At 64.8% G+C, this 26512-nt stretch carries 28 protein-coding genes and 1 pseudogene; 16 read left to right on the top strand and 13 right to left on the bottom strand.

Annotation, left to right across the window (positions count from 1 at the left end):
* Window positions 1-122: 122 nt before the first annotated feature.
* Entirely contained in the window at window positions 123-1448 is a 1326-nt protein-coding gene (locus QA635_RS14030; RefSeq protein ID WP_283069741.1) for a 4Fe-4S binding protein, read from the top strand.
* A gap of 72 nt (window positions 1449-1520) precedes the next feature.
* Here the strand turns inward: QA635_RS14030 and QA635_RS14025 are convergent, their stop codons facing one another.
* Window positions 1521-2405, bottom strand: coding sequence for an SDR family oxidoreductase (locus QA635_RS14025; protein WP_283069740.1), 885 nt, complete (start codon window positions 2403-2405; stop codon window positions 1521-1523).
* A 92-nt stretch (window positions 2406-2497) separates the two neighbouring features.
* On the opposite strand from QA635_RS14025, the gene QA635_RS14020 reads away from it, so the two are divergent.
* Window positions 2498-3337, top strand: a complete 840-nt coding sequence (locus tag QA635_RS14020; protein ID WP_253607618.1) for a helix-turn-helix transcriptional regulator — start codon at window positions 2498-2500, stop codon at window positions 3335-3337.
* Window positions 3338-3814: 477 nt separating this feature from the next.
* Here QA635_RS14020 and QA635_RS14015 read toward each other — a convergent pair whose 3' ends face one another.
* Complete coding sequence (locus tag QA635_RS14015) at window positions 3815-4600, bottom strand: ABC transporter permease (protein ID WP_283069739.1); 786 nt, start codon at window positions 4598-4600, stop codon at window positions 3815-3817.
* Window positions 4600-5415, bottom strand: a complete 816-nt coding sequence (locus QA635_RS14010; protein WP_225162586.1) for an ABC transporter ATP-binding protein — start codon at window positions 5413-5415, stop codon at window positions 4600-4602. Before QA635_RS14010 ends, QA635_RS14015 begins: the two co-directional genes overlap by 1 nt.
* Window positions 5416-5614: 199 nt before the next feature.
* On the opposite strand from QA635_RS14010, the gene QA635_RS14005 reads away from it, so the two are divergent.
* A complete protein-coding gene (locus QA635_RS14005) occupies window positions 5615-6538 on the top strand; it encodes a ketopantoate reductase family protein (RefSeq protein WP_253607615.1) in 924 nt (307 codons plus the stop codon).
* On the opposite strand, the gene QA635_RS14000 is transcribed toward QA635_RS14005, so the two are convergent.
* A complete protein-coding gene (locus tag QA635_RS14000; RefSeq protein ID WP_057015063.1) occupies window positions 6514-7311 on the bottom strand; it encodes an IclR family transcriptional regulator in 798 nt (265 codons plus the stop codon). The two genes, QA635_RS14005 and QA635_RS14000, sit on opposite strands and share 25 nt — an antisense overlap.
* Window positions 7312-7442: 131 nt before the next feature.
* Here QA635_RS14000 and QA635_RS41770 point away from each other — a divergent pair.
* From QA635_RS41770 to QA635_RS13960, 7 genes and pseudogenes are all read left to right on the top strand, one after another.
* Window positions 7443-8677, top strand: a pseudogene (locus QA635_RS41770) (ABC transporter substrate-binding protein).
* A 55-nt stretch (window positions 8678-8732) separates the two neighbouring features.
* On the top strand, window positions 8733-10082 hold the full coding sequence (locus QA635_RS13985; RefSeq protein WP_283069733.1) for an aromatic ring-hydroxylating oxygenase subunit alpha: 1350 nt from the start codon (window positions 8733-8735) through the stop codon (window positions 10080-10082).
* A complete protein-coding gene (locus tag QA635_RS13980; protein WP_283069732.1) occupies window positions 10079-10885 on the top strand; it encodes an SDR family NAD(P)-dependent oxidoreductase in 807 nt (268 codons plus the stop codon). Before QA635_RS13985 ends, QA635_RS13980 begins: the two co-directional genes overlap by 4 nt.
* A 31-nt stretch (window positions 10886-10916) precedes the next feature.
* Window positions 10917-11510 carry a 3-phenylpropionate/cinnamic acid dioxygenase subunit beta gene (locus tag QA635_RS13975; protein WP_283069730.1) on the top strand — a complete coding sequence of 198 codons (594 nt, stop codon included), beginning with the start codon at window positions 10917-10919 and terminating at the stop codon, window positions 11508-11510.
* A 42-nt stretch (window positions 11511-11552) separates the two neighbouring features.
* Window positions 11553-11747 carry a hypothetical protein gene (locus tag QA635_RS13970; RefSeq protein WP_283069728.1) on the top strand — a complete coding sequence of 65 codons (195 nt, stop codon included), beginning with the start codon at window positions 11553-11555 and terminating at the stop codon, window positions 11745-11747.
* Window positions 11748-11770: 23 nt separating this feature from the next.
* A complete protein-coding gene (locus tag QA635_RS13965; RefSeq protein ID WP_283069726.1) occupies window positions 11771-12166 on the top strand; it encodes a hypothetical protein in 396 nt (131 codons plus the stop codon).
* Window positions 12167-12176: 10 nt separating this feature from the next.
* A complete protein-coding gene (locus tag QA635_RS13960) occupies window positions 12177-13376 on the top strand; it encodes an FAD-dependent monooxygenase (RefSeq protein WP_283069725.1) in 1200 nt (399 codons plus the stop codon).
* Between the two features lie 24 nt (window positions 13377-13400).
* Here QA635_RS13960 and QA635_RS13955 read toward each other — a convergent pair whose 3' ends face one another.
* The 4 genes from QA635_RS13955 to QA635_RS13940 all read right to left on the bottom strand — a co-directional run bounded on the left by QA635_RS13955 (window position 13401) and on the right by QA635_RS13940 (window position 15760).
* Window positions 13401-13673 carry a DUF3551 domain-containing protein gene (locus tag QA635_RS13955; protein ID WP_283069724.1) on the bottom strand — a complete coding sequence of 91 codons (273 nt, stop codon included), beginning with the start codon at window positions 13671-13673 and terminating at the stop codon, window positions 13401-13403.
* Between the two features lie 115 nt (window positions 13674-13788).
* Window positions 13789-14061, bottom strand: a complete 273-nt coding sequence (locus tag QA635_RS13950) for a DUF3551 domain-containing protein (RefSeq protein ID WP_076824284.1) — start codon at window positions 14059-14061, stop codon at window positions 13789-13791.
* A 39-nt stretch (window positions 14062-14100) separates the two neighbouring features.
* A complete protein-coding gene (locus QA635_RS13945; protein ID WP_283069721.1) occupies window positions 14101-14811 on the bottom strand; it encodes a hypothetical protein in 711 nt (236 codons plus the stop codon).
* Between the two features lie 112 nt (window positions 14812-14923).
* Entirely contained in the window at window positions 14924-15760 is an 837-nt protein-coding gene (locus QA635_RS13940) for a metal-dependent phosphohydrolase (protein WP_283069719.1), read from the bottom strand.
* Between the two features lie 230 nt (window positions 15761-15990).
* On the opposite strand from QA635_RS13940, the gene QA635_RS13935 reads away from it, so the two are divergent.
* The 3 genes from QA635_RS13935 to QA635_RS13925 all read left to right on the top strand — a co-directional run bounded on the left by QA635_RS13935 (window position 15991) and on the right by QA635_RS13925 (window position 18698).
* Window positions 15991-16206 (top strand): hypothetical protein, encoded by a 216-nt coding sequence (locus QA635_RS13935; RefSeq protein ID WP_016844293.1) that lies wholly within the window; start codon window positions 15991-15993, stop codon window positions 16204-16206.
* Between the two features lie 147 nt (window positions 16207-16353).
* On the top strand, window positions 16354-17142 hold the full coding sequence (locus QA635_RS13930; RefSeq protein ID WP_283069717.1) for an ATP-binding cassette domain-containing protein: 789 nt from the start codon (window positions 16354-16356) through the stop codon (window positions 17140-17142).
* Window positions 17139-18698 carry an ABC transporter permease/substrate-binding protein gene (locus QA635_RS13925; RefSeq protein WP_283069716.1) on the top strand — a complete coding sequence of 520 codons (1560 nt, stop codon included), beginning with the start codon at window positions 17139-17141 and terminating at the stop codon, window positions 18696-18698. The genes QA635_RS13930 and QA635_RS13925 overlap by 4 nt, the downstream gene beginning before the upstream one ends.
* 98 nt (window positions 18699-18796) lie before the next feature.
* Here QA635_RS13925 and QA635_RS13920 read toward each other — a convergent pair whose 3' ends face one another.
* Both QA635_RS13920 and QA635_RS13915 read right to left on the bottom strand, forming a co-directional pair.
* Entirely contained in the window at window positions 18797-20509 is a 1713-nt protein-coding gene (locus QA635_RS13920) for a sulfatase-like hydrolase/transferase (protein WP_057015052.1), read from the bottom strand.
* 172 nt (window positions 20510-20681) lie between these two features.
* Complete coding sequence (locus tag QA635_RS13915; protein WP_283069715.1) at window positions 20682-21389, bottom strand: TetR/AcrR family transcriptional regulator; 708 nt, start codon at window positions 21387-21389, stop codon at window positions 20682-20684.
* Between the two features lie 107 nt (window positions 21390-21496).
* Between QA635_RS13915 and QA635_RS13910 the strand changes: the two genes are divergently transcribed.
* On the top strand, window positions 21497-22117 hold the full coding sequence (locus QA635_RS13910) for a hypothetical protein (RefSeq protein ID WP_283069713.1): 621 nt from the start codon (window positions 21497-21499) through the stop codon (window positions 22115-22117).
* A gap of 12 nt (window positions 22118-22129) precedes the next feature.
* Here QA635_RS13910 and QA635_RS13905 read toward each other — a convergent pair whose 3' ends face one another.
* Together QA635_RS13905 and QA635_RS13900 are read right to left on the bottom strand one after the other, a co-directional pair.
* On the bottom strand, window positions 22130-22363 hold the full coding sequence (locus tag QA635_RS13905) for a hypothetical protein (protein ID WP_168857163.1): 234 nt from the start codon (window positions 22361-22363) through the stop codon (window positions 22130-22132).
* Window positions 22364-22391: 28 nt separating this feature from the next.
* Window positions 22392-22790, bottom strand: a complete 399-nt coding sequence (locus QA635_RS13900) for a lysozyme inhibitor LprI family protein (RefSeq protein ID WP_283069711.1) — start codon at window positions 22788-22790, stop codon at window positions 22392-22394.
* A 135-nt stretch (window positions 22791-22925) separates the two neighbouring features.
* Here QA635_RS13900 and QA635_RS13895 point away from each other — a divergent pair, with 135 nt between their 5' ends.
* Window positions 22926-23945, top strand: a complete 1020-nt coding sequence (locus QA635_RS13895) for an adenylate/guanylate cyclase domain-containing protein (RefSeq protein ID WP_283069709.1) — start codon at window positions 22926-22928, stop codon at window positions 23943-23945.
* A 193-nt stretch (window positions 23946-24138) separates the two neighbouring features.
* The gene (locus QA635_RS13890) at window positions 24139-25245 is read left to right on the top strand and encodes a DUF2336 domain-containing protein (RefSeq protein ID WP_076824268.1); all 1107 of its coding nucleotides are present in this window, start codon (window positions 24139-24141) and stop codon (window positions 25243-25245) included.
* Between the two features lie 104 nt (window positions 25246-25349).
* Here the strand turns inward: QA635_RS13890 and ilvC are convergent, their stop codons facing one another.
* Window positions 25350-26369, bottom strand: a complete 1020-nt coding sequence (ilvC, locus tag QA635_RS13885) for a ketol-acid reductoisomerase (protein ID WP_018272993.1) — start codon at window positions 26367-26369, stop codon at window positions 25350-25352.
* Window positions 26370-26512 lie beyond the last annotated feature (143 nt).

Genomic DNA, 26512 nt, shown 5'->3' with positions numbered 1-26512 from the left:
GGCGTCACTGGCCGCGTGGCCGGGCCTGCAATTCTTGCAACCGTTCTTTGCCGGATAATTCGCTTGCCTAACGTCCGGCCATCCATAATATTACGAGCGTCATTTTATGGAAAGCCGGAACCATGAGCCTGGACGATCACCCCACGGTCAGGGCTGTGCGCGCGCTCAGCAGCGAACCGGTCCGCGACGTCCCGGTTTCATCGGAACTCATCAAGGATATCGCGCGGCGATGCGGAGCCGATGATGTCGGCATCATCGAGTTCGAACGGGCCGCCATCGCGCCGCAGCGGGACTTCATTCGCAAGGTCTATGGCCGGACGCGCTCCCTGCTCGCGATCGTCTGCCACATGAACCGCGAGCCGGTGCGCTCGCCATCGCGCTCGGTCGCCAACGAGGAATTCCACAGCACCTACGATCACGTCAACGAAACCGCGCGCGCCATCGTTCGCGCGCTCGACGAGCACGGCATCCCGGCCTGCAACTCGGTTGCCGCGTTCCCGATGGAGATGGACCTGCCCAGGATCATGATGGTCCAGCACAAGCCGATCGCGGTGGAGGCCGGTCTCGGCCGCATGGGAATCCATCGCAGCGTGATCCATCCGAAGTTCGGCAGCTTCGTCCTGCTCGGCACCATCCTGCTCGGATGCGAGGTCGACGCGCATGACCACCCGATCGACTACAATCCGTGCCTGGAGTGCAAATTGTGCGTCGCCGCCTGCCCGGTCGGCGCCATCAAGCCGGACGGCGGCTTCGATTTCCTGTCCTGCCACACCCACAACTACCACGACTTTCTCGGCAACTTCTCGCAGTGGGTGGAGAAGGTCGCGGATGCAAAGGACGCCAGGGACTATCGCGCCCGCGTTCCCCGCACCGAGACGATGAACATCTGGCAATCGCTGTCGTTCAAGCCGGGCTACAAGGCGGCCTATTGCATCTCGGCCTGCCCGGCCGGCGAAGACGTGATCGGCCCCTTCCTGCACGATCGCGACGCCCACTTCTCCGATGTGGTGCAGCCGCTGATCGACAAGGACGAGTTCGTCTACGTGATCCCGGATACCGACGCCGAGGACACGGTGACGCGGCGCTTTCCGCACAAGAAGGTCCAGCATGTCACCTCGGGCCGCCATACCGGCAGCCTGCAGGCCTATATCTTTTCGCTCTCGCTCGGATTCCAGCGCGGCAGGGCGCGAGGCCTGGATTTCGTGACGCATCTGCGCTTCACCGGCACGAGCGCGCTGGACATGACCGTTGCGATCAAGGGCAAGGATCTCCAGGTCGTGCCGGGACGGCATGTCGGAGAGGCGGCTCTGACCATCACCGCCGATACCCAGGCCTGGCTGCGCGTGCAGAACCGCGACCTCGAACTGGCCGACGCGATTGCCGCGAAGCTGGTGAGCTACAGCGACGAAGCATTGTTCGCCGCCTACATGCGGTGCTTCCCGCTCTGAGCCGCAGCGTAGATGCGTAGGGTGGCTTACGCCTTCGGCTATCCCACCCTACGCATCCTACTGCGCTGCTTCTTACTGCGCGGAATCGACCAGCTGTTCGAGATCGGCAATCAACCCCGGCCCGGTCGGCTGCCATCCAAGCTTCCTGCGCGTCTGCTCGCTGGAAGCCGCCATGTCGTATGCCGCGAACGTGCCGAGCCAGCCAAAGAAGGCCTGCGCCTCTTGCGGGGCGATGGATTTGACCGGCAGCTTCAGCCGCCGTCCGATCGTTTCGGCAATATCGCGCATCGAGACCCCCTCTTCCGCGACGGCGTGATACCTTGCGTTCGGCTCAGCCTTTTCGATGGCCAGCCGGTAGAGACGCGCCACGTCGAGAACATGCGCCGCCGGCCAGCGATTTTGCCCATCGCCGAGATAGGCGCACGCGCCCTTTTCGCGGTACACCGCGATCAAGGGGGTGATGAGACCCTGCCTGACGGGATCGTGGACCTGGGGAAGACGCATGGCCGACGCGCGGACGCCCTTTAGCGACAGGGCCGTCTGTTCCGACACACGGGGAAATGGGAAATCCGGCGATATCGTTTGGTCCTCAGTCGCGATCTGGCCGGGCGCGGCCAATCCCGCCAAGCCCCCGGTCACGATCAGCGGCCTGTCCGATCCGGCCAGAACAGAACCCAGCGCTTCGATGGCGCGGCGGTCGATCTCGCAACTCTTCGCGAAATTAGACCAGTCGTGAACGAAGCCCAGGTGAATGACAGCATCCGAAGCGCTCGCCCCCTTGCGTAAGCTATCAAGGTCCTCGAGCGAGCCGCGAAGAACCTCCGCGCCAATGGCAGAGATCGCGTTCGCCCCCTCGTCCGAACGGGCCACACCAAGAACCTGATGTCCGGCGGCGATCAGGTCCTTGACGACGGGAGTGCCGATGAATCCGGTGGCACCAGTGACGAACACACGCATGAGGAAGTCTCCAGGTTTCGTTGGAGACAAATCTGGCCCTGCGCGCTATCCTGTTAAAGTAGTGACCTTATCATGGTATAATAGCTAACAGGATGAGCGAACCGCTCGCGCAAGAGAACCTGCTCGGCGCCTACCTGAAGGACCGCCGCAGCAAGCTCGATCCGGCCGTGTTCGGCTTTCCGCCGGAGCGGCGGCGCACGCCGGGCCTGCGCCGTGAAGAGGTCGCGCAGCGCGCCAACATCAGCGCGACCTGGTACACCTGGCTCGAACAGGGCCGCGGCGGCGCGCCCTCGGCCGATGTGCTCGACCGCATTGCGCGTGCGCTGATGCTGACCGATGTCGAGCGCGAGCATCTGTTCCTGCTCGGCCTCGGCCGCACGCCCGAGGTGCGCTACCAGAAGAGCGAAGGCGTCACGCCCCGGCTGCAGCGCGTGCTCGACGCGCTGGAGCCGCGCCCCGCCGTGATACGCACCGCGACCTGGGACATCGTCGCCTGGAACCGGGCCGCGACCGTGATGCTGACGGACTACGGATCGCTGCCGCCGCGCGAGCGCAACGTGCTGCGCTTCATGTTCCTCGATCCGCGCGTCCGCGCCGCACAACATGACTGGGCCAGCGTGGCGCGCTTCGTGGTCGGCGCCTTCAGGGTCGACGCAGCGCGTGCCGGCGCCGCAGCCGAGGTGCAGCCGTTCGTCGACGAGCTCTGCCGGCTCAGTCCGGAATTCGCGGCGCTGTGGCGCGACAACGACGTGCGAACGCACGGCGAGGGCGTCAAGCAGCTCCGGCATCCGATCCTGGGCCCGGTCAAGTTCGAATATTCGGCGTTCGCGGTCGACGGCCGACCCGACCTCAGCATGATCGTCTACAATCCGATCGACCCCGAGGTGGCGGAGAAGATTCGCGGGTTGATGAACACCGCACCCGGGAAATGAACGGACATGATCGTCGGCGCCGTTCACGTAGCGAAACGCGAATTGAAGCGCTCCTTTGATGCGACCTATGGTATAGTGCGCCACCACCGAGCCAACGGTGGATGGGAGAAGCCATGAAAGCCTCGTCACTTTGCGTCGCAGGCCTAGCTGTCGCAATCGTTTCGATTGCATCTGCGAATGCTGAGAACAAGCGCAAACTCATCACGCAGGCCGCCGCGGAAACACACCCGTCTGGTTGCTCCGTCACCAGCAGTTGCCCCAATCCGGCGCCGGTGCCGTGCGCGCCACGTCTCGTCCAACGTTTCCACAGTTACAACGAATGCCGGGAATTCCTGCTCAAGTTAGGCCACGATAGCTGGGGCACCTCATGGTGGTGCACCAGTCAAGGATACAAGACCTGATGCTTTCGCGTCGCGAATGCGGAGAGGCCACCAACGCTGGCGGCCTCTTTCGTTCGGGACGCGCCAGGCTTGTGCCCTAGTCCCGCGTCACCGGCGTCGGTCGCCAAACCAGCAGCCGATTCTCGACCATCGTCACGCCCATGTCGATCAGGATGACGAAGGCGGACAGCACGAACATGCCCGCGAACACGCCGGCGACGTCGAAGACGCCCTCGGCCTGCTGGATCAGGTAGCCGAGGCCGGCTGCGGAGCCGAGATATTCGCCGACCACCGCGCCGACCACCGCGAAGCCGACCGAGGTGTGCAGCGAGGAGAACATCCAGGACAGCGCCGACGGCCAGTAGACGTGGCGCATCAGCTGCCGCTCGTTCATGCCGAGCATGCGGCCATTGTCGAGCACCGTGGTCGGCACTTCCTTGACGCCCTGGTAGACGTTGAAGAACACGATGAAGAACACCAGGGTTACGCCGAGCGCGACCTTGGACCAGACGCCGAGCCCGAACCACAGCGCGAAGATCGGCGCCAACACCACGCGCGGCAACGCGTTGACCATCTTCACATAGGGATCGAACACCGCGGCGACGCGCGGCTGCCGCGCGAACCAGAAGCCGACCAGAATGCCGCCGGCCGAGCCGATCACGAAGGCGAGGATGGATTCCCACAACGTGATCGCGAGATGCTTCCAGATCACCCCGGTCGAGAACCATTTCACGATCTGGCTGAAGACGTCGATCGGATTGGAGAAGAAGAACGGCGGCAGCAGCACCTTGCCGAACACCGGCACGGTGGAAAAGACCTGCCACAGCGCCAGCGTGACGACGGCGACCAGAACCTGCAAGGACAGCAGCGCGACGCGCGACATCAGGCAGCTCCCGCCTGCGTCGACTGGACATAGCCCTTCATCACCTCGTCCTTCAGCACGCCCCATATCTCGCGGTGCAGGGCATGGAAATCCTTCTCCATCCGGATCTCGGCGATGTCGCGGGGCCGCGGCAGCGTGATGCGCCAGTCGCCGATGATGCGCGCGGAAGGACCGGCCGACATGATCACGACGCGATCGGCCAGCGCGATCGCTTCCTCGAGATCGTGGGTGACGAACAGCACCGCCTTGCGGTCAGCGCTCCACAATTCCAGCAGCAGATTGCCCATGATCTGCCGGGTCTGGGCGTCCAGCGGACCGAACGGCTCGTCCATCAGGAGGATCTTCGGATCGCGGATCAGGACCTGCGCCAGCGCGACGCGCTTGCGCTGGCCGCCCGACAGCATGTGCGGATAGCGATTGGCGAAGGCGCCGAGCCCGACCGAGGTCAGCCATTTCTGCGCGCGCGCGAGCGCCTCGGCGCGCGGCGTGCCGGATATCTCGAGCCCGATCGCGACATTGTCGATCGCGGTCTTCCAGGGGAACAGTGCATCGGCCTGGAACAGGTAGCCGGCATCACGGTTGAGGCCGCTCAGCGGCTTATCGAAGATCCTTGCCGTTCCGGCCGCGGGCTTGAGCAGCCCGGCCGTGACATTAAGTAGCGTCGATTTCCCGCATCCAGTCGGTCCGACAATGGCGACGAACTCGCCATGATCAACCGAAAGATTGGCCTGTTCGACCGCGGTATAGACGCGTCCATCCGCCAACCGAAACGCCACCGTCGCACTGTCAAGCGCGACCGCCGTCGGCTCCGTCATCGCCACGCATCCCTCCCGAACTTTCCGAGATGGCTTAGCGGTTCGGGCGGGCAAGTCAACGCAGGAAGATGGCCTAGCAAACAAGGCTGTGGTCACGCGATTTTCAGACAGGCCAGGGTTGCTCAATTGCGCAACCGGGTTGCGCATTGCGCCGACATCGTCGAGGCTGCGGGCCAAAGCGACGGACAAGGAGACAATCATGCGGATCGCAGTGGTGGGCGCCGGAGGCGTCGGGGGCGGCTTTGGTGCGGCGCTCGCGCATGCCGGCGCGGACGTCACCTTTATCGCGCGCGGCGCTCATTTGGCCGCCATGCGCAGCGAGGGGCTGAAGGTTCAGGGCGGCCGCGGCGAAACCCATCTGGTCCCGACCCAGGCGACCGACGATCCGGCAAGCGTCGGCCCGGTCGATATCGTGCTGTTCTGCGTCAAGCTGTGGGACGTCGAGAGTGCCGGCCAACACATCAGGCCGATGGTCGGCCCCGACACCGCGGTGATCCCGCTGCAGAACGGTATCGACGCGCCCGACAGACTGGTCCCGATCCTGGGACGCAACGCCGTGATGGGCGGCGTGGCGCAGATCTCGGCCTCGATCATCAAGCCTGGCGTCATCAACCAGGTCGGCACCTTCATGCGCATGATCTTCGGTGAGCTCGACGGCCGCATCACGCCGCGCGGCAAGGCGCTGCTCGATCTCTGCCTGAAGGCCGGCTTCGACGCGACCTTGAGCGAGCAGATCAACACCGAGCTCTGGATGAAGTTCGTCGGCCTCGCCACCAATGCCGGCATGACCGCGGTCACGCGGCTGCCGATCGGCAAGCTGCGCGACGATCCCGATTTGCGCCCGCTCTTCGTATCGGCTTGCGAGGAGATCATCGCCGTCGCGCACGCCAGCGGCATCAAGCTGCCGCCGGATGCGCTGACGAAAGTGCTCGACTTCATCGGACACGCGCCACCTGCGATGAAGGCCTCGATGGCGCTCGATCTCGAGCGTGGCAACCGGCTCGAACTGCCGTGGCTGAACGGCAAGGTGGTGGAGCTCGGCCGCAAGCTCGGCGTCCCGACGCCGACACACGACATGCTCTATGCGGTGTTGAAACCCTACGCGATGGGCGCGCCGTCCTGATAGCCCAGCAGAACCGAGATCTGCCGGCCGGCCTCGCGCACCAGCTTTGAATATTCCAATAGCTTCCGCTCGTCGATGCGCGCGCTCGGTCCGTAGAGGCCGACCGAACCGACCACCTCGCCGCGGTGATCGAAGCACGGCGCGGAGACGGCGACTGCGCCCGCGAAGATCTCACCATGGCTGGTCGCATAGCCGTTGCGCCGCGCAAAGGTCAGCGCGTCCTCGAGCCGCGCACGGTCCGCGCTCTTTGCTATGCTGGCAAGAAGCGCGGCCTGCCGCTTCGGGTCCATGAAGGCCAGCATCGCCTTGCCGGTCGATCCCTGGATCAGGCTCAGACTGTGGCCAACGCCGCGGCTGATCGAGAGCACGTGACGGCTCTCGCATTCGAGGATGCAGATGCCGCGATCGTCCTGCTCGCGGAACAACGCTGCGGTCTCGCCGGTTGCCTCGCGCAGGCCCTCGACGACCGGGCGCGCGATCGCGACCACCTCGAGACCCTTCAGCCAGACATGGGCCAGCTTCATCACGCCGTGCGACAGCCGGAAACGCTGCGGGTCGCCTTCGGCCTGGATCAGGTCGCGCTGCGCCAGCGTCTGCAGCAGGCGATAGAGCGTCGGCCGGCTCAACCCGACCCGCTTCTGGATCTCGATCACGCTCATCGCCGGCTGATCCGGCGTGAAGCATTGCAGGATCGCGATGGCGCGGTCGACGGCCCGCACGCCTGACGCCCCCTGCTCCGCGTCCAGAACTTCCGCCTTCGGTTTCTTTGCCATCCGTCCACATCCGCAAAATCGGCAGGGGCGCGCTGCATCCAGCGCGCTTGACCAATCGGCCCGCGCGGATAGTATCGCAAATTATGAGAATAATGTCCACTAGATGGACATGCGAAAAATCGACGGGAGGATTGGAATTGCTGGAGACAAACACCTCGCGCAGATGGGCCGCCGCCGCGATCGCCACGCTGATGCTCTCGACGCCGCTGGCGTACGCCGCACCCGACGGCTCAGGCATCTCGGACGGCGTGGTGCGGATTGCGGTGCTGGGTGACTACGGCAGCGGCCGCGATCTCGGCGGGCCGGGCTCGGTGACCGCGGCCAAGCTTGCCGCTGAGGATTTTCACAACAAGGTGCTGGGCAAGCCGATCGAGATCATCTCGGCGGATCACCAGAACAAGCCCGACGTCGCGGTCGGGATCGCGCGGCAGTGGTTCGACGTCGAGCATGTCGACGCGGTGACCGATCTCGCCGTGAGCTCGGTCGGACTCGCGGTCGCCGGCCTTGCGACGCAGAGCAACCGCACCGCGCTGGTCTCGGGCGCCGCGACGTCCGATTTGACCGGCGACAAATGCTCGCCCGTCGTCACGCATTGGGCAGACGACACCTACGCACTGTCGGCCGGCCTAGTCGGCGAGCTGAGCCGCCGCGTCGGCAAGGAATGGTTCTTTGTCGCGGTCGATTATTCGTTCGGCACCGCGATGGTAAAGGATGCCTCGCGCGCCGTCACCGATGCCGGCGGCAAGGTGATCGGCGCGGTGCGCTATCCCTTCAACACCACCGACTTCTCATCCTTTTTGCTGGCGCCCAGAGCTCCGGCGCCAAGGTGGTGGCGCTGGCCGGCACCGGTGCCGATACCGTCAACGCGGTGAAGCAGACCCACGAATTCGGCCTGCAACAGGGCGGGCAGACCATCGTCGGCATGCTGACCTTCATCTCCGACGTCCATTCGATCGGCCTGCGCGACGCGCAGGGCATGTACATCGCGTCCCAATACTACTGGGATGATGACGACGGCACCCGCGCCTTCGCCAAGCGCTTCATCGAGATCGAGAAGCGTGAACCGACCAAATTGCAGGCCGCGACCTACGCCGCCGTGCGCCACTATCTGAAGGCGATCGAGGCCGGCGGCAGCGACGAGGCGAACGCGGTGAACGCCGAGATGCGCAAGCTGCCGGTCGATTTCTTCGGCCGCCCCGCGCACATCCGGAAAGACGGCCGCGTCGTCTACGACCTCTCACTCTACCGCGTGAAGAAGCCGGACGAGAGCAAATATCCCTGGGACTACTACCAGAAGATCGCGGCCATCCCCGGCGACAAGGCGTTCCGCCCCGAGGGAACCGGCGGCTGCAAGCTCGACAAGTAGACGCACCATCATTCACCGCGACTGACGATCGCGCAGGCCAGACAAGGAGGAGCCGATGCCGCTTCGCAACGATTTCGATCAGCTTGTTGACGTCAAGGGTGGCTTCATTAGCCGCGAGATCTTCGTGGACGCCGATATCTATCGGCAGGAGCTCGACAAGGTCTTCACCCGCGCCTGGCTGCTGGTCGGGCACGAAAGCCTGGTGCCCAATCCCGGCGATTTCTACACCTCGCGGATGGGCGAGGAATCCGTGATCCTCTGCCGCGACAAGAAGGGCGAGATTCACGTCTTCCTCAATTCGTGCCGGCACCGCGGCATGAAGGTTTGCCGCTACGAGCAGGGCAACACGTCGCTGTTCACCTGCCCCTATCACAGCTGGACCTACACCACCGACGGCAAGCTGCAGGGCGTTCCGCTGCACCGGACGCTGTACGACGGGGTGCTCGACCGCGACGCCAACTCGCTGGTCTCGGTGGCGAAGCTCTGCAATTACAAGGGCTCGATCTGGGCGACCTGGGACAAGGACGCGCCCGACTTCATCACCTATCTCGGCGATGCCAAGGTCCATCTCGACCAGGCGCTCGACTGCCGCGACGGCCGCGAGGGCGGCTCCGAGGTGATCGGTGTCCACAAATGGGTGTTCCCCGCCAACTGGAAATTCGCGGCCGAGAATTTCCTCGGCGACACCTATCACAACCCGAGCCATCGCTCGGTCGACCTGATCGGCATCGGGCCGAGCGCTGCCGCCGGCAAGAAGGGCCGCCGCGACGACGAGCTGGAGAAGGCACAGCACGTCTGGATCAGCTTTCCGGAAGGCCATGGCGTGCACAGCGCGATCCAGCCGGAGGCCAATGAATATATCGAGTCCTTCCTCGACAACCCGATCCTCGAAAAATACTTCCGATACTGTTTCGAGGAGCGCAAGCGGCGGCTCGGCGAAGGGGCGCGGCTGCTGCCGTTCGTCGGCACGATCTTCCCCAACACCTCCTATCACGGCCGCCAGCCGCGCGGACTTTGCGCCTGGCATCCGCACAGCCCGACCTCGACCGAAGGCTGGCGCTTCTTCCTGGTCGACAAGGACGCGCCGAAGGAAGCCAAGGAATATCTGCGCCGCTACTACATGCGCTACTCCGGCCCGGCCGGCATGACCGAGCAGGACGACATGGAGAACTGGCTCTATGCCACCGCGGCGAGCACCGGCACGGTGGCGCGGCGTTATCCCTTCAACTATCAGCAGTCGATGGGCGCCTACGTCACCGATCATCCGCTCGGCGGCGATGTCTCGACGCAAGTCACCGAGCAGATCGCGCGCGGCTTCTATCGCCGCTGGACCACTTACATGCAGGGCGGCGACTGGCACGAGCTGCTCGGATCACCCGCTGGCAACCGGCAGGCCGCAGAATGACCGCGCCCGCAAAAACCGTCCTCGTCAGCGGGGGCACCTTCGGCATCGGCCGCGCGATCACGCTCGGCCTTGCGCGGCGCGGCCACGCGGTGGTCGCCTTCGGTCTCGAGGCGGCGCAGGTCTCGAGTACCGCGCAGAACGCCATTCCGGCCCTGCGCGAGGAGCTTGATCGCGAAGGGCTCTCGGCCGAACTGATGGAAGCCGATGTGTCGCAGGCCGGCGATGTCGCCGAGGTGGTCGCCCACGCGATGGCGCGGTTCGGGCGCATCGACGGCGTCGTCAACAACGCCGCGATCGGCCCGCTCGGCACGGTGCTCGACACCGACGAGGCGCTGTTCGACCGGATCATCGCCGTCAACCTGAAGGGACCGTATCTGACCAGCCGCGCCGCGATCCCGCACATGATCGCGCAAGGCGGCGGCTCGATCGTCAACGTCGGCTCCGGCGCCGGCTGGGGCAAGCCGAACATGGCGGTCTACAGCGCGAGCAAGGGCGGCGTTGTCGCGCTGAGCGCGGCGATGGCCTACGACTTCTTCCACCAGCGCATCCGCGTCAACACCGTGATCCCCGGCGGCGGCGGCATCGTCAGCGGCATGAGCCTCGGCCGTGTCGGCGGCGATGCGGCGCGTTTCGGCAAGGGCGCGCCGGGCACCGCTGCGGGCCGCGTCGCCGCCGGTGACGACATCGCCAATGTGGTCGCCTTCTTGCTGTCGCCGGAAGCGGAAACGCTGTCCGGCACCGTGATCGATGTCGGCTGCTTCGCCCAGCAGGGCGGACCGATCCCGCCAAAGCCGGCGCTCTGACAACCCTGCGATGCCTGATGTGGAGATAGCGATGACGACGACCGTTCAGGATCAGGACAAACAACAACCCGCCGGCAACGCTGCGATCGAGCGATCGGCGGCCTACTACCGGCTGAAGGCCGATGTCGAGGATTTCTACTACCACGAGGCCGATTTGCTCGACGACCGGCGCTTCCGCGACTGGCTCGAGCTACTCACCGACGACATCAGCTATTTCATGCCGATCCGCCGCAACGTGAAGTTCGGCCAGCAGGCCGCGCGCGAGAACACCAAACGCGGTGAAGGCATCAGCTGGTTCGACGAAGACAAATGGACATTGACCAAGCGGGTCGAGCAGATCCTGACCGGCGTGCACTATGCCGAGGAGCCGCTGTCGCGCATCACGCACATGGTCAGCAATGTGCAGATCAAGGCCGCGCGGCCCGACATCGATGCAACCCATGAGCTCGACGTCACCAGCCGCTTCCTCGTCTACCAGAACCGCGTCGAGTACGAGACCTACATCTTCGTCGGCCGCCGCAACGACGCGCTACGCTTGACCGACACTGGCTGGAAGATCGCGCGGCGCGAGATATTGCTTGAACAGAATATCCTGCTGGCCAAGAATCTCACCACGTTCTTCTGAACGAGGCCAATTCCGAGTGGGCCAAGCGTAGCAGGGGTAGCGATGATTGACGTGACGGCGATCAAGGTGGGGACGCGGCTGAAACTGGAGGCCGGCGTCGTCGCCGAAGTGGTGGAGAACATGGACGATGGCCAGTGGCTGCAGGTGCACTATCTGGAGTGCCCTGCCCGGCCCGCCGACGTTGGCACGGTGGAGCTGTGCCACGCCCAGGACGTCATCAAGGTGCTCAGCGAGTAGTCCCAGTCAACGGACCGACGATCATGCTGCGATTTGAATACATGCCGAGCGATTTTCATCCGCTGTTCCTGTTCCTCGGCGAAGCTGCCGATCTCGCCGCCCTGGCAATGCTGCTGCGGCGCTTTGCCGAAGACCCGCAGACCATTGCCGTCGCGGAGCGGATTCCCGGTGCCGTCTCGCGCGACGCGCTCGTGCTGGCGCCCGCCGACGACGAATTCGGCATGCGCGATCTCGGCGGCCGGTTTGCCTGGAAGCTGACCGATTGGCAGGCGGAGCGGATCGCCGAGCGCATCGAGCTGTTAACCCCTGAGGATAACAAGTCCGGCTCGGAGATCGTCGAGATCGGCAGCGACGGCGAGATCCCGGTCAAGCTGTCGCGCGGCGAATTCACCGACGACTTCCTGATCACGCGCAGATAGCGGTGTTCGCGTGAGTACACACCGCAAGCCAAAAGTTCTGATTGCCGGCGCCGGGATCGGCGGTCTCGTCGCCGGATTGTCGCTGCTGCAGCGTGGCGTGGAAGTCGAGATCTTCGAGCAGGCGTCCGAGCTGCGCGAGCTCGGCGCCGGTGTCCAGCTCAGCGCCAACGGCACCAGCGTCCTGATCGCGCTCGGGCTCGAGCAGGAGATGCAGGCCATCGCCTGCGAGCCCTCGGGCAAGGAGATCAGGCTGTTCAGCACCGGGCGGACCTGGAAACTATTCGACCTCGGCGCCTCCTCGCGCGTGATCTATGGCGCGCCCTACTGGATGGTGCATCGCGGCGACTTTCACCGCGTGCTGGTCGACGCATTCACGGCTCGGGCGCCGGGGCGGCTGCATCTCGGCAGCCGCTGCACCGGATTTGACCAGGACGACGACGGCATCTGGCTGCACCTTGCCAATGGCGAGCGTCGGCGCGGCGACGTCGTGGTCGGCGCCGACGGCGTGCACTCCGAAATTCGCCGGCAGATCGGCGGCGACACCAAGCCGTTCTTCTCGGGCGTGGCCGCCTGGCGCGGCCTGGTGCCAATGGAACGGCTACCGGCGAGCCTGCAACGGGACGTCGGCACCAACTGGATCGGCCCGGGCGGCCACGTCATCACCTATCCAGTTCGCCGCGGCGAGCTGTTGAACTTCGTCGGTATTTTCGAGGGTGAGAGCTGGTCGGTCGAGTCGTGGACCGAACGCGGCACGCGCGAGGCCTGCAGCGGTGCCTTTGCCGGATGGAATCCAGAGATCCACACCATTATCGCGAGCCTCGATATTCCCTACAAATGGGCGCTGCTCGGCCGCGACCCGCTCGATCGCTTCGTCGTCGGGCGCGCCTGCCTGCTCGGCGACGCCGCGCATCCAACGCTGCCGTTCCTGGCCCAGGGCGCCAACATGGCGATCGAGGACGGCATGGTGCTGGCGCGCTGCCTTGAAGGCTTCCCGCCCGAGGAAGCGCTGCGGCGGTACGAGACCGCGCGGCTGACGCGGACGAACGCGATCGTGGTGAAGTCGGCCGAGAATGCCAGGCGCTTCCACAATCCGGCACTCGCCGATGCCGAAGGCGCCGATGCCTATGTCTCGCGCGAATGGCAACCGGACCGGGTGCGCGAGCGCTATGACTGGCTGTTCACCTACGATGCCTCGCGTGTGCCGCTTTGACGGGACGAGTTTCGCGGGCCCGCCTCACTGAACGGGATGGCGTCCGCGGCGCACCGGACGTTCCGGGAGTGGTGGCGGAGGAGCGAAGAAGGGATTGACGATGCACATCGCAGAGAGACCCGATGCGGTCGCCTGACACTGCGGGATCGAGGTGTAGCTGCAATCGATGTGGTCTCCGGCCATCGGCCCGTTATAGAGATGCAAACAGACCGGATAGTTCGGATCATAGGCCTGTCCGGCGGCAGGTCGGGCCAGCGCGACCGCGAACGCAGCGATCGCGAAAAGTTTCAGGCGCATCGGATTCTCCTTATTGCTCGGACCGTTTCCTCACAACTGCCGGAGTTAGTCAACCGCACTGGGGACACGACGGCCATACAGTCTTGAGCGACGGCAGGCGGCAAGCCTGAGCGCGCTAGTTGGCGGACTGGCGTTGTCGCTGCCCCCGTTGCTTTGGCGGCTTTTTCGGACCTTTGTAGAACGGATTGACCGAACACGTCGCGGAGCGCCCCGAGGCCGTCGCCTGACACTGCGGAAGCGACGTGTAGCTGCAATCGATATACTCGGGCGTCAGCCTGCCGCCATAGACTTCCAGGCACACCGGATAGTTCGGATCGTACATCTGTGCGGCGGCGGGCCCGGCGATGCAAACGCCAACGGCGGCGATGATGATGAGTTTCAAACGCATCGAATTCTCCTCAAGCCTCGTCCGGAACGCAGGGCGCGGCTATCGTTGCTCGTCGGCCGGCTTGCCGTCGCCCTCACCGAGGCAGCGGATCATGAAGGCCGTCGTGTCCCGCGGCAGCACTTGCGCGGCGCGCGCCTTGAGACGGCATTCGAGCTGTGCGATCTGGCGCGCCCGCTGCCGTTCGGACGGCAGCGTCGATTGCCGCAACCGGCGCAACGTCATCGGCGAGCCGTCCGATTCGAAGCTCAGCTCGTATTTCTTGCCGTTCTGGTCGGTGGCGGCACAGGTGATGGTGGATACCTGCCGCGTGATGAAGCTTCCGACCTGACGGCATGAGCCCGTCGACATCTCGACCAGCGGCACCGGCAGACCATCCACCCGCGGGCGGTCGCTGGACTTCAGCAACATGCGGTCGACCGCGAGCTCGAACAGATTGTCCTGGGTGCGCTCGGTGCTCTCGCCGGAAAACGAGATGATGTGGCTCTTGTCGGCGGGATCGTCGAGCACCACGGTGAATTCGGAACGGCCGCGCAGGGTGTGAAAGTAAGCGACTGCCTTGCAGGTGTAGCTGCGGCCCGCAACGGTGACATTGCGGCAAGTGCCGGACATCAACGCGTACAGATCGACGTCGTAGACCGGACCGGCGGCAACGGCGAGCGCCGGCCAGCAGAGGACGGCAGCCGCAATCAGTTGAGCGAAACGGGAGATCATGCTGAAGCGGTCGAAAGCACGGTCGCTGGAGGGGTCCATGGCGCAAGGTCGCTGATTTCCACGGACTGTGCAACGACGAAGCAGGCCTAAATGTGGACACCACGCGAACGGCTGGGGAACGCAGCACAATCCGTGCTGAAAGGCCGCGGCGTCAGATTTGCGGGCCGGACAGCGTCACCTCGCGCTCGGCGCGGAACACGTTGCTATAGAGGTTCGCGATCCACTGGCGGCCGCTTGCCGTCATGTTCAGGCAGTTGATGGCGCTCTGAATGTGCGGCGCAACCATGTTCCAGTAGAATTGCGGATAGCGGTCGACGATATCGGCCGGCGACTCATAGCCGAGCTGGCGGTTGATGCCGACCTCCTCGAACTCGTGATAGAGCGCGTTGGCCTTCCTGATGTAGTTGGGATCGCCGAGCTGACCGATGAAATCGGCCGCCCGGACGATCGACGCCTCATCGTCATATTGCTGGCCTTCGGGCGCCGGAAACCGCGTGCCCTCGATGTTGCGCGCGACGCGCTCGCGATCGAGCGGAAGGACGGCCTCGAGCCTGTCGAGCACATACAGCTTCGAGCGGTCGACATGATACGGCATCAGGCCGGCATCCGACGAGCCACGCGGCAGCACCACCTTGTTGCCGGAGGCATCGATGACGTAGCCGTCAGGTCCATCGCCTTTCAAAAGACCGCGCACATAGCCGATGTCGTGAGTCAGGCAGGCGATGATGGTGTGGGTGTAATCCTCGGCGGTGACGTGGGTGTGCAGCGCGCGGCCGCGGATGATGTCATGCCCGGCGAGCGTGACCAGCATCGTGTGCTCGACATTGTGGTAGAGCGCGTCGCTGTTGCCGATGCATTCCAGCGCGATGCGCGCGGCGGCTGGCAGGAGTTCGCCGAAGCGCGCCTGCGAAGCGCCGAAGGTGCGGCTGACATGCGTGGCGAGAAACTTCTCCAAAGCACCTGCCGCCAACTCAGGTAACGTCATCATCGATGCAGCCCCCGACCGCGCAACGTTCCTCGCTCGCCCCGATCTCACGCCGTAGTTGGGCAGCGACTATAGCGTATCTACGGGCGTGCGGCTACGCGCTGACGGGCGTGACGATCCGCTCCGGCCGTACTTTCCCGGCCCTGTCGGCCGCGACGCCAAAGCTGCTGATAGTGGCATGAACCCTGCATGATTCGGGTCAGACCGGGTTAACCCCACTGATAAAGGCCGTCATGCTCGTTACGCTCGTCGCCATCCTCTGCAATGCTCAACTCTGCATGGAAAAGGTCGTCACCACGAGTGACCAATCCGGCATCACCATGGGCGCCTGCGCAGTGAATGCGCAGATCGGCATCGCCGATTGGCTCGCCAAGGGGCCGTATCACGAATGGCACCTGCAGAGCTATAAATGCATCATGGGCAAGTACGTACCCAAGAACGAAGTGTGATGTGTGCTCACAGCCCCGGACGGGGCTGACCCGCTTCGACCGGAACAGCCTGCGAAACCACCGCGCAGGCGCCCGCGCCTCGAGTCAAAGTCCAATTTATGGGCTATCACTGTCGTTAACGACGGTGAGACATGAGGTCGCCCTGGAATGCCCGCAACGCCGCTGATTGCCTATGCGCATGTCGGCAAGAGTTTTGACAGTGGTCGCGTGGTGGCGGTCGACGACGTCTCGCTTGACGTGGCCGAGGGTGAATTCCTGGCGATTGTCGGCGGCTCGGGCTCCGGCAAGACGACGCTGCTGAGGCTCGCCAATCGCCTGATCGAAGCCGACCACGGCCGGATCGCGGTCGAGGGTGAGGATGTCAGCCGCATCGACCCGATCCTGCTGCGGCGCCGCATCGGCTATGTCTTCCAGAGCGGTGGGCTGTTTCCGCATCTGTCCGTCGCCGACAACATCGGCATCACGCCACATCTGCTCGGCTGGACGCAGGCGGAGATCGCGGCGCGGGTTGATGAACTGCTCGACCTTGTGCGGCTCGACCGCTCACAATATCGCGAGCGTTTGCCGCACGAACTCTCCGGCGGCCAGCGTCAACGCATAGGCGTCGCGCGTGCGCTGGCTGCGAAGCCGCGCATCGTGCTGATGGACGAGCCGTTCGGCGCGCTCGATCCGCTCACCCGCGACGCGCTCGGCGACGATTATCGAACGCTGCACCGCGAGCTCGGCCTGACCACGGTCATGATCACCCACGACATGACCGAGGCGTTGCTGCTGGCCGATCGTGTCGCGGTGATGCGCGGCGGCAGGCTGCTGGCCCAGGGCACGCCGGTGGAGCTCTCGGCCAGCACCGACGGCTATGTCGGCGAACTGATGCGCACGCCGCGGCGGCAGGCGGAACGCCTGGGCGCTTTGCTGCCGCGGGGCGACACGGCATGACTCTATCAGCCGATCCGCGCTGGAGCGAGGCGCTTTCCCATCTGCCCGACTATCTCGGCAATCATGTGCGGGTCAGCGTCGCCGCGCTGGCGCTCGGGCTCCTGATCAGCCTGCCGCTTGCGATCATCGCTCGTAACCGGCCGGTGCTGCGCACGACGTTGCTCGGGCTTGCCAGCATCGTGCAGACCGTGCCCGGTCTCGCGCTGCTCGCATTGTTCTATCCGCTGCTGCTGGCGCTCGCCGCGTTGACCGCGGCGTGGCTCGGCTTCAGCTTCTCCGCCTTCGGCTTCCTGCCCGCCGTGCTGGCGCTCGCTCTCTATTCGATGCTGCCGGTGTTGCGCAACACCATCACCGGCCTGTCGGGGGTCGATCCGGCGGTGCTGGAAGCCGCCCAGGGCGTCGGCATGACGCCGCGGCAATCGCTCACCATGGTCGAGCTGCCGCTGGCGCTGCCGGTGATGATGGCCGGGATCCGCACCGCGGCGGTATGGGTAATCGGCACCGCCACCTTGTCGACGCCGATCGGCCAGACCAGCCTCGGCAACTATATCTTCGCGGGATTGCAGACCCAAAACTGGGTGTTCGTGCTGTTCGGCTGTTTCGCTGCGGCCGTGCTCGCGCTTGTGGTCGACCAATTGCTGGCGCTGATCGAGAACGGCCTGCGCAATCGCAGCCGCATCCGGACGGCACTCGGCGGGCTCGGTATTGCCGCCTTGATCGCGGCGACGGTGGTGCCCGCGATCGCGCGCCCGCATGCGCGCATCGTGGTCGGCGCCAAGACTTTTACCGAGCAATATGTGCTGTCGGCGTTGATCGCGCAGCGGCTGCAAGCGGCGGGCCTTCCGGCCACGACCCGCGCCGGCCTCGGCTCCAACGTGATCTTCGACGCGCTCGCGGCCGGCGATATCGATGTCTATGTCGACTATTCCGGAACGCTGTGGGCCAACCAGTTCCACCACACCGACATCAAGCCCCGCGCCGAGCTGTTGGGCGAATTGCAGACAACGCTGGCGAAGCAAGACATCACGCTGTTCGGCGAGCTCGGCTTCGAGAATGCCTATACGCTGGTGATGCCGAGGAAGCGCGCCGAAGAGCTCGGTATCCATTCGATCGCCGACCTCGCGTCACGCGCGGCGACGATGTCGATCGCCGGAGACTATGAATTCTTCTCGCGGCCGGAATGGACCGGCATCCAGAAGGCTTATGGGCTGACGTTCCGCGCCCAGCGTCAGATGCAGCCGGATTTCATGTATGCGGCGGTTGCCTCCGGCGAGGTCGACGTGATCGCGGGCTACACCAGCGACGGACTGATCGCGAAATACGATCTTGTCACGCTCGAGGACAACAGGCACGCCATCCCGCCCTATGACGCCATCGTCCTGCTGTCGCCAAAGCGGCGCGACGACGAGGCGCTCAAGGCGGCGCTGCGGCCGCTGCTCGGCAAGATCGATATCGCCGGGATGCGCGAGGCGAATTTGCGCGCGTCGGGCAACGACGCATCATCGTCGCCCGACGCCGTGGCGCGCTGGCTGTGGGGGAAGGTCGGCGGAAAATAGCCTCTCGCCGTCATTGCGAGCGAAGCGAAGCAATCCACCTCTCCGCATGCGAGGAAAGATGTATGCTTCGTCGCTACGCTCCTCGCAATGACGACGTCTCACAATCCCTTGATGATCCCCGCATCGATCAACAGGCGGTTGAAGCGGCGTGCTTCTGCGCCGTCCTTGCAGGAATAGAACGCGCCGTTGCAGCGAAGCATGATCGCCTTCTGCTCCTCGAACGACGGATCGAGCGGAATGCCCGCGGCTTCCTGAATCACCAACGGCAGATAGGCGGCGTCGATCGTGTCCATCACCGCCGGGCTCTTCACGGGTTCGAAGTTGACGGCGTCGATCGCATAGTAGGTCGCGTAGTAACGCGGATCGTAATCCATCAGCTTCTTGCCGATGCCGGCCTCGTCGAGATCGGGATCGAGCAGCTGCGGCGAGAATTCCGGCTGATGATCGCCGTAACGCACGATCAGGAAAGGCTGCGCCGGAAACTTCTTCTTCAGCGCAGCGACGAAGCCGGCATAATCGCCAGCGCTCATCGCCTGCCGGCGCAGATATTCGTCGACCGCGGGCGTATTGCCCGGCCGCTTCCACGACGGCAGCAACTCGGGACGGAATTTGGTTTCCCAGGGGAAATGATTGGCGGCGAGATAGACGAAGGCGAACAGCGGCGTGCCTGACGTCTTCTGCTCGGCCATCAGCTTCAGCGCCTTGTCGTAGAAGAAGCTGTCGGGCTCGACATCCTTCGCATGCAGGTCATGCGCGTCGTAGAAGCGCTGGATGCCGGTCGTGGTCTGGAAGTTGCGCGCGCTCATGAAGGCGCCGAATGCGGGATAGAGCGAGAGCGTGTCGTAGCCGCAGCGGCGCAGCGCCAACGGCAGGCCGCGCTCCACGCGTCCCGATGCGATGCGGGTGACGAAATAGGAGAACCGGCCGAACGAGCGTGAGGACAATCCCGCAAGGACGTTGTACTCGGTGAACCAGCTCGGCCCGCCATTGCTCTCGGCGAGGAATTTGCGCGCGACGCCGTCATAGGACTTGAACTGGCTGCCATAGCCCGGCGGCACCTTGACGCCGGAGGCGGCGCGGATGTCGAAACTCGATTCATCATGGATCATGATGATGTTCGGCCGCCGCCCGGCGGGATGGCAGGCATCGACCAGGGGCATCTTGAGCTGATCGCTCGCGGTCGGATCCGACTCCATGAAGCCGTAGGCGACGAAATCGGACACGGCCGTGACGCCGGAGCGCGCGAACTTCGAGAGGTAGCCGTCGTCGTAATAGCCGCGCCAGGCTTCATCCGGCCAAGCGAAGGCATAACCCGAGAGCGCCGCCGTGCAGGCGAGGCAGGCCGCCGCAGCCGGCAGCCGGCGAATGCGGAACGGATCGAGCCACCACAGCGCATACATCAGGGGCAGCGTGACGAGGCCGGCGCCGATGATCGACCAGCGCAGGCTCGGGAAGATCGTCAGCAGGAACGCCGCGGTGTCGCGGTCGATCACCATCAGGTCGACGAAGTTCGCGGTCATCTGCACCACGTCGTGCTTGAAGCGCGACAGCAGCACCAAGACCACGACCAGTGTCAGCGACAGCGCGCCCGACAGCGCCGGCCGGCGCAGCAGCGCGATGAACAGGAAGTTCAGGATTCCCCAGGTGAGCAGGAAGCAAAGCCGCGAGCCGAAATCGGTCTCGGTGCGCAGCATCAGGATCAGCGCGCCGAAATGCGGTGCCGCGACCGCCATCAGCCGCCAGATGCCAAGCGCGGCAAGACCGCCGGCCAGTGCGGCGACGGAGGAGTTCTGCTGAGGCGCGGGCGCCATGGGCGGGACGCAATACAACCCGGCGCAATGCCACCGCCTTGACTGGCAACGGCCAGGAGGCATGCGGCACAGCCGGTGTCTGGACCGCGTCACAAAACCGTAATTGAATCGTCATGAACGTGCAATGAATTTGCCTGCCCAGGCCTGGCCGCGGCAGGCAGCGCCCGTGCCTTTAAACTTTGGCAGCCGGCGCAGCGTGGCTCGCGATACCCGCGATGAAGAGATCGACGATGTCGGCGGCCATCTGCTCGACCTCCGCATCGCCGACACCCCAGCGCGGCAAATGACCGTCGATGTGCATCCGCGCGAAGCCATAGACCAGCGCGCGACCGGCGATCTGGACCTGCCTGAGGTCGCGCGTCCCGAGTTGGCCAGCTGAAAATGCCTCCGCCAGCGTGCGCCCGGTCAGACCGATCAACTCGGCATTGTCGCTGGAGAGGGCGGCCGAGCGGTCGTGGTCGAAGAAGCGGCGGCTGGAGATGATCTCGAAATGGGTCGGGTTCTTCATCGCCCAGCGCAGATAGGCGATCCCGAGATAGCGGAAGCGGCCGAGCGGATCACCTGACGGCGCCTCGGCCAACGCCGCCTCGATCTCGGCAAGAAAGCGGCGTTGCGCCTCCTCCGCCACCGCATTCATCAGCGCGTCCCGGCTCGGGAAATGCCGGAACGGCGCGCCCGGCGAGACCCCGGCCCGGCGCGCGGCCTCGCGCACGCTGACCGCCTCCGGGCCGCCCTCGCCGACCAGTTGCATGGCGGCATCGATCAGAACCCGGCGGAGATCGCCGTGGTGATACGGCCTGGCCGCCGTCGCCCTTGCCGCGGCCGGACGCGGCTTGGCGGGCCGGCGTCCGGAGGGCGGGCTTTTGGCGGGTCGGCGCATGGCGCACCTCTAGCATCACCCGCTTGTGAATGTAAGCGCTGATTACACGGATTGACCGCGCGAGACCGCGCAATGTAATTGGCGATTACATAAACGAGAGGCGGGATATGACGGCGCGTCGAAACTGGTTCGAGGGCTGGCGGCTGTTCGGCCTGCTCACATTGACCCTGATCGGGCTTTCGATCTGGATCGCCGCGATGCGGCAGTTTGAGGTCGAGGGTGTTCGGATGGTGGTCCGTTTCACGGCGCGGACCTCGCTTTTGTTCTTCTGCCTTGCCTTCTCCGCAGCGGCGCTGGCGCGGCTGTGGCCGAACGCCTGGACGCACTGGCAGCGCCGCAACCGCCGTTATTTGGGCGTCACCTTCGCGGCCTCGCACGCCATCCATGCGGTCGCGATCGCCTCCTTCGCGATGCTCGATCCACCCGGCTTTGCGGCCGCGACCTCGGCGGTCTCGTATATCTTCGGCGGTATCGGCTATCTCACCATCATCGCGCTGACCGCGACTTCGTTCGATCGCACGGCTGCACTGCTCGACCCGCGCTCCTGGCGCAGGCTGCATCTGATCGGCGGCTATTATCTGCTGCTGCAGTTCATGGTCTCGTTCGGCAAGCGGATTCCCGAGATGCCGCTCTACGCGCTATTCCTCGTGCCGCTCGCTGCGGTGTTCGCGCTCAGGATGATCAGCATGGCCGGCCGGCCCGCGCCACGTCAGGCGCAGGCGAGCTAAGATCGGGCCACCTTACACCAGGTGAAACTTGCGGCCGAGTTGGCGATGAACCGATAGCACCGCGCGGTCGACGTCGCTGATCAGGCTGTCGCCGAGCACGACGTTCGGAATCTCCCAGTTGCGTCCGATCTGCGCATCGGGCAGCCCGGCGATCGCCGGCACGCGCGCGGTCTCACAGCCGGGCTGGGCGCGCAACGCCTCATCCGCAAGCTGGGTCAATTCGTCCTGGCTCTTTCCATCAGTCATGACCTCGGTCCTGACTCCGGAAGATGGCTCACTGATGGCCAAGATTCTCCAGTTCCTTAGCGCGGGCTTCGGTCATGCTGCGCATGCATTCACCGGCATCGAGCCGGGCGATAGTGCCCTCGCCGAGGTCGTAATACAGGCAGTTGGCGTCACGATACTGGATCCATAGCCGCTGCGCGGTGCGCAGCTGTTCGCGCTGCTTGTCGTCGGCGGCATCCTTCAACGCCTTCTGGTAGGCGACGTTCATCCGCTTGTCCCACTGCGCGGTCTTGGCCTTGAGGCATTCGACCATCTGGTAGGTGTCGCCGTCGCAGGATGGCTCGCCAACGCTCTGATCGCCGGCGCGGGCAACTGGCGCGGTGAAGGCGATGGAGACGGCCGTCAGAACGGCCAGCCTGCACGCGCCTGTGGTGACAGCCGATGTCATGCCACTTTCCCTGTTCGATCGATCCTGTCGTCGCAGCATACATGAGTGCCGCCGCGATGCATCCCGTCCACCGCCGGCCGCGCCGCGGCTGGCCTTCCCGGTCCGCGCAGGATATTTCATATGCATGGAGGGACCATGCGGCGCGCCGTGACGCCTGTGATCGTCTTGGCGGTGTTCGGCCTGCTCGTCGGTGGGCTGTTTCGCTATGCGTTCGATGAGTCCGACAAGGCCTCCGTCTCGAATTATGTGCGCAGCGCCCTCGACGGCGCAGCCCTCACGGTGATCGTCTGGGCGACGCATCTCTATCTGGCCGCACGTGGTGGCTGGCTGCGACGGCAATCACTCATCGTCGAGCTGATCGGCCGCTCTGTGATCCTCACCGTCACCGTTGCGGCCGCCGCGATCGTGCTGGAAATCGTGCTTTACGGGCATGGGCTCGAAGCCAAGTGGATGCGCGAAACTTTCCTGAAGATCATTGGCGTCGGCCTGCTGCTGTCGATCCCGATCACGACGATCTACGAGCTGGTCCGGATGATCGGCGGGCATACGCTGCTCGGCATCGTGCTCGGACGCTATCGGCAGCCGGTGCGCGAGGAGCGCGTGCTGCTGTTCCTCGACCTGGTCGGCTCGACGACGCTAGCGGAGTCGATGGGCGAGCTGCGCGTGCAGGAATTGCTGACGCGCTTCTTCTTCGACATCGACGAGCCGATCGTGTCGCACGGCGGCGAAGTCCACGCCTATGTCGGCGACGAAGTGATCGTGACCTGGCCGGCCAATGCCGACGGACGATCGCGGCGGTATCTCGATTGCGTGTTCGCGATCGAGGATCGCCTCGCCAAGCGGGCCGATCAATATCGCAAGGAGTTCGGCGTGGTGCCCGCGTTTCGGGCCGGGATGCATGCCGGTCCGGTCGTCATCGCGGAATGCGGGGACTCGCGGCGGCAGATCGCCTATTTCGGCGACACCGTGAACGTCACGGCGCGGCTGCAGGCGCATTGCAAGGAGGCCGGCCGTCCGCTGCTGGTATCGGGCGACCTGCTCCGCCTGCTGCCGCCGGACCGGGACTTAGTCGTCGAGCCGCTCGGCTCGACGCAATTGCGCGGACGAGCAGCGTCGATCGACATCTTTTCCGTCGCGCGGCGCCTATCGGCCTAAACGATCTCTTAAAATGCACCGGCATCAGCTTCCGCTGAGCCGAAAGCGCGCATTGAATCGAGTCCGGTCGCAGCCTGTTAAGGATGCGATGCACACCGTATTTGCACCGGGTTCCACCTTAACGCAGGTGTAAGACCGCGCCCCGCATGGTGCGCAGACAGGTGTCATTCAACAAAAACAAGGTTGCCCATCGATGGCGCAACAGGCGTCACAATCGATTATTGCCGAACTCGAGGATGCGGTCCGGGACGGGACATCGGCCAAGCGCGTGCAGACGCTGCGGCAGGTCACCGATCTGTTCCTGAACGACGGCGACCGCCTCAACGATGAACAGGTCAAGGTGTTCGACGACGTGCTCTGCCTCTTGGTCGCGCGCGTCGAGACCCGTGCGCGGGCCGAGCTCAGCAAGCGGCTCGCCCCGCTCGACTATGCGCCGTTCGAGGTGATTCAGCACCTCGCCTGGGACGACGACATCAGCGTCGCCGGCGACGTGCTGACCCACTCCAGCCGCCTTTCGAACGACGCCCTGCGCGAGATCGCGAGCAGCAAGGGCCAGGACCACCTGTTCGCGATCTCCGCGCGGGAAAACCTGCCGCCTTCCGTCACCGACGTGATCATCGACCGCGGCGAGGACAAGGTGATCCGGCGTCTCGCCAAGAACGCCGGCGCGCAGTTCTCCGACAACGGCTATTCCAGCATCGTCGCCCGCGCCGAAGGCGACGACGAGCTGGTCGAGATCCTCGGGCTGCGCATCGACATTCCGGCCAAGCTGCTGCGCGACCTGCTGCAGCGCGCCAAGGATACGGTGCGCGCCCGCCTGCTCTCGATCGCGTCGCCCAGGGCGCGCGAGGAGATCAGCCAGGTGCTGAACGACATCGCCCAGGAAGAGGCCGCGGCGCCGCGCCGCAACTACGGCATCGCCGAAGAGCTGGTCAAGCTGATGAAGCAGTTGAACGAGCTCGACGATGCGGCCGTCTACAAATTCGCCGAAGAGGGCAAGCTCGACGAGGTCACGGTCGCGCTCGCCGTGCTCAACGACATGCCGATCGCGATGATCGAACGGCTGATGCTCGGCCTTCGCTCCGACCTGATCCTGATCCCGTGCCGCTCGGCGCGGCTCAACTGGCCGACGGTCGAAAGCATCCTGCGCAAGCGGCCGCTGCCGCTGCCGCTCGACAATGCGACGCTCGAGATCGCGCAGCGCGATTACCGCCGGCTCTCGCTTGAAACCGCGCAGCGCACGGTGCGGTTCTGGCAGCTGCACAACAGGATCGAGAAGCAGCCGATGGCGGCCGGCTAGGCCGCCGCGCCTCTGCGACAAAGAAAAAGGGTGGGCAACGCGCCCACCCTTTTTACTTTTGGCGTGCAGGGCAAGCGAAACCGCGCTCACCCTGCAATTCTGCCTTAGTTCTTGCTCTTGTCGACCAGCGCGCCCTTCTTGATCCAGGGCATCATGTCGCGCAGCTTGGCGCCGACTTCCTCGATCGGGTGTGCGGCGAGCTTGGCGCGGGTCGCCTTGAACGAGGTCTGGTTGACCTTGTTCTCCAGCATCCAGTCGCGGGCGAACTTGCCGCCTTGGATGTCGGCCAGCACGCGCTTCATCTCCGCCTTGGTCTCGGCCGTGACGATGCGCGGACCGGTGACGTACTCGCCGTATTCGGCGGTGTTGGAGATCGAGTAGTTCATGTTGGCGATGCCGCCTTCATAGATCAGGTCGACGATCAGCTTCACTTCATGCAGGCACTCGAAATAGGCCATCTCGGGCGCGTAGCCGGCTTCGACCAGGGTTTCGTAGCCGCCCTTGATCAGCTCGACCAGGCCGCCGCAGAGCACCACCTGCTCGCCGAACAGGTCGGTCTCGCACTCTTCCTTGAAGGTGGTCTCGATGATGCCGGCGCGGCCGCCGCCGATCGCCGAGGCGTAGCTGAGGCCGAGGTCATGGGCGTTGCCCGACGAATCCTTGGCGATCGCGATCAGGCAGGGCACGCCGCCGCCGCGCTGGTATTCCGAACGCACGGTGTGGCCGGGGCCCTTCGGCGCGATCATCAGCACGTCGAGGTCGGCGCGCGGATCGAGCAGGTTGAAGTGCACGTTGAGGCCGTGGGCGAACACGAGCGCCGCGCCCTTCTTCATGTTGTCGTGCAGGTGCTCGCGATAGATGTCGCCCTGCAGCTCGTCCGGGGTCAGCATCATGACGAGGTCGGCCCACTTGGCGGCTTCGGCAACTTCCATCACCTTGAAGCCGGCGTTCTCGGCCTTCTTGGCCGAGGCCGAACCCTTGCGCAACGCAATCGCCACTTCCTTGACGCCCGAATCCTTCAGGTTCAGCGCGTGAGCGTGGCCCTGGCTGCCGTAGCCGACGATGGCGACCTTCTTACCCTTGATCAGGTTCAGGTCGGCATCGCGATCGTAGTAAACTCGCATCGTGGTTTCCTCGTTTGAAGGGGGCCAAAATCGGCCGATGAATCAGGCTTTCGGAAGGTCAGAACCGCCGGGCGCCCGCGAATTTCCGGCGTTGTCTAGAGCATTTTCCCCCTCAGGGGAAACCCTCATCTCGCATGGCGCGG

The organism is Bradyrhizobium brasilense (assembly GCF_029714345.1).
GTDB classification, from domain to species: domain Bacteria; phylum Pseudomonadota; class Alphaproteobacteria; order Rhizobiales; family Xanthobacteraceae; genus Bradyrhizobium; species Bradyrhizobium australafricanum.
The sequence above is the reverse complement of the archived record's forward strand: the minus strand, read 5'-3'. Positions and strand labels throughout refer to the sequence as shown.

What these genes read in the sequence shown, in the direction of transcription:
- QA635_RS14030 (WP_283069741.1), top strand. Translation starts at nt 123, where the DNA reads ATGAGCCTGGACGATCACCCCACGGTCAGGGCTGTGCGCGCGCTCAGC.
- QA635_RS14025 (WP_283069740.1), bottom strand. Translation starts at nt 2,405, where the DNA reads ATGCGTGTGTTCGTCACTGGTGCCACCGGATTCATCGGCACTCCCGTC.
- QA635_RS14020 (WP_253607618.1), top strand. Translation starts at nt 2,498, where the DNA reads ATGAGCGAACCGCTCGCGCAAGAGAACCTGCTCGGCGCCTACCTGAAG.
- QA635_RS14015 (WP_283069739.1), bottom strand. Translation starts at nt 4,600, where the DNA reads ATGTCGCGCGTCGCGCTGCTGTCCTTGCAGGTTCTGGTCGCCGTCGTC.
- QA635_RS14010 (WP_225162586.1), bottom strand. Translation starts at nt 5,415, where the DNA reads ATGACGGAGCCGACGGCGGTCGCGCTTGACAGTGCGACGGTGGCGTTT.
- QA635_RS14005 (WP_253607615.1), top strand. Translation starts at nt 5,615, where the DNA reads ATGCGGATCGCAGTGGTGGGCGCCGGAGGCGTCGGGGGCGGCTTTGGT.
- QA635_RS14000 (WP_057015063.1), bottom strand. Translation starts at nt 7,311, where the DNA reads ATGGCAAAGAAACCGAAGGCGGAAGTTCTGGACGCGGAGCAGGGGGCG.
- QA635_RS13985 (WP_283069733.1), top strand. Translation starts at nt 8,733, where the DNA reads ATGCCGCTTCGCAACGATTTCGATCAGCTTGTTGACGTCAAGGGTGGC.
- QA635_RS13980 (WP_283069732.1), top strand. Translation starts at nt 10,079, where the DNA reads ATGACCGCGCCCGCAAAAACCGTCCTCGTCAGCGGGGGCACCTTCGGC.
- QA635_RS13975 (WP_283069730.1), top strand. Translation starts at nt 10,917, where the DNA reads ATGACGACGACCGTTCAGGATCAGGACAAACAACAACCCGCCGGCAAC.
- QA635_RS13970 (WP_283069728.1), top strand. Translation starts at nt 11,553, where the DNA reads ATGATTGACGTGACGGCGATCAAGGTGGGGACGCGGCTGAAACTGGAG.
- QA635_RS13965 (WP_283069726.1), top strand. Translation starts at nt 11,771, where the DNA reads ATGCTGCGATTTGAATACATGCCGAGCGATTTTCATCCGCTGTTCCTG.
- QA635_RS13955 (WP_283069724.1), bottom strand. Translation starts at nt 13,673, where the DNA reads ATGCGCCTGAAACTTTTCGCGATCGCTGCGTTCGCGGTCGCGCTGGCC.
- QA635_RS13950 (WP_076824284.1), bottom strand. Translation starts at nt 14,061, where the DNA reads ATGCGTTTGAAACTCATCATCATCGCCGCCGTTGGCGTTTGCATCGCC.
- QA635_RS13945 (WP_283069721.1), bottom strand. Translation starts at nt 14,811, where the DNA reads ATGGACCCCTCCAGCGACCGTGCTTTCGACCGCTTCAGCATGATCTCC.
- QA635_RS13940 (WP_283069719.1), bottom strand. Translation starts at nt 15,760, where the DNA reads ATGATGACGTTACCTGAGTTGGCGGCAGGTGCTTTGGAGAAGTTTCTC.
- QA635_RS13935 (WP_016844293.1), top strand. Translation starts at nt 15,991, where the DNA reads ATGCTCGTTACGCTCGTCGCCATCCTCTGCAATGCTCAACTCTGCATG.
- QA635_RS13930 (WP_283069717.1), top strand. Translation starts at nt 16,354, where the DNA reads ATGCCCGCAACGCCGCTGATTGCCTATGCGCATGTCGGCAAGAGTTTT.
- QA635_RS13925 (WP_283069716.1), top strand. Translation starts at nt 17,139, where the DNA reads ATGACTCTATCAGCCGATCCGCGCTGGAGCGAGGCGCTTTCCCATCTG.
- QA635_RS13920 (WP_057015052.1), bottom strand. Translation starts at nt 20,509, where the DNA reads ATGGCGCCCGCGCCTCAGCAGAACTCCTCCGTCGCCGCACTGGCCGGC.
- QA635_RS13915 (WP_283069715.1), bottom strand. Translation starts at nt 21,389, where the DNA reads ATGCGCCGACCCGCCAAAAGCCCGCCCTCCGGACGCCGGCCCGCCAAG.
- QA635_RS13910 (WP_283069713.1), top strand. Translation starts at nt 21,497, where the DNA reads ATGACGGCGCGTCGAAACTGGTTCGAGGGCTGGCGGCTGTTCGGCCTG.
- QA635_RS13905 (WP_168857163.1), bottom strand. Translation starts at nt 22,363, where the DNA reads ATGACTGATGGAAAGAGCCAGGACGAATTGACCCAGCTTGCGGATGAG.
- QA635_RS13900 (WP_283069711.1), bottom strand. Translation starts at nt 22,790, where the DNA reads ATGACATCGGCTGTCACCACAGGCGCGTGCAGGCTGGCCGTTCTGACG.
- QA635_RS13895 (WP_283069709.1), top strand. Translation starts at nt 22,926, where the DNA reads ATGCGGCGCGCCGTGACGCCTGTGATCGTCTTGGCGGTGTTCGGCCTG.
- QA635_RS13890 (WP_076824268.1), top strand. Translation starts at nt 24,139, where the DNA reads ATGGCGCAACAGGCGTCACAATCGATTATTGCCGAACTCGAGGATGCG.
- ilvC (WP_018272993.1), bottom strand. Translation starts at nt 26,369, where the DNA reads ATGCGAGTTTACTACGATCGCGATGCCGACCTGAACCTGATCAAGGGT.